Here is a 675-nt window from a genome sequence, read left to right on the forward strand (position 1 = left end):
TTCGATGCTGTAGCCACGGCGAGGTGCCGGCGGGACGACCGGAGGGGAGCTGAACATGAACGCGATTGAGAAGCATGCTGGGGAAGTGCGGCAGACAGCTAAGAGCCTGAGCCCGCAGGGGAGGGCCGAGCTGCTACGCGCGATCGTCCACGCCGTCTATGAGGACGTCAAGCTTGCCGATCCCCAGGGGAGTGAACGCGTAGGTCTCTATCGCGTGCACGACGCCGCCGAAAATCACTACACCAGCTTCTTGGGGTGAAAGCGCGAAGCCACCCCCGGGTCACCACCTCGACTCCACCTCATGCTGACACGCGCGGCAGACTTTGTGAAGCACACAAACTCTACAGCCTCGCAGGTCAGAGCGGCTTTTCTCACGGCACCGTGACGGCGCCATAGGGTCGCAGACTATAAGCGAACCTAGAAATCGGTGTACCGTGGTGACCACAAAGACGGAGCCCGCCCCGGCGATGCCGAGGCGGACTCCTGAGTCGATGACCGAGGCTAGCTCCCTCGGGACATCAGATGAACAGCAATGTGAGCGATGGTCGCGAGTAGCTGCACATAGGGCCGGCAAGCCCGCGCAGTGCTCGCGACTTTCGTTTTCCAGCCAAGGTGCCGTCGCCGGCGACCTCTTCGGGACCTTGAAGTCTCGTCCACTTGCTCCTCCTTCCCTGC

Annotated in this window: 1 protein-coding gene; it reads left to right on the forward strand. The window is 62.2% G+C overall.

Going from position 1 to position 675, the window contains the following annotated elements; genetic code table 11:
- Positions 1-55 precede the first annotated feature (55 nt).
- On the forward strand, positions 56-259 hold the full coding sequence (locus ACT3T5_RS19595; protein ID WP_444595332.1) for a hypothetical protein: 204 nt from the start codon (positions 56-58) through the stop codon (positions 257-259).
- Positions 260-675: the final 416 nt, after the last annotated feature.

This window comes from Brachybacterium sp. AOP3-A1-3, assembly GCF_052378285.1.
GTDB lineage: Bacteria > Actinomycetota > Actinomycetes > Actinomycetales > Dermabacteraceae > Brachybacterium.

Excerpts from the sequence above, each read along its gene's own strand:
- ACT3T5_RS19595 (WP_444595332.1), top strand. The coding sequence starts at position 56 with ATGAACGCGATTGAGAAGCATGCTGGGGAAGTGCGGCAGACAGCTAAG.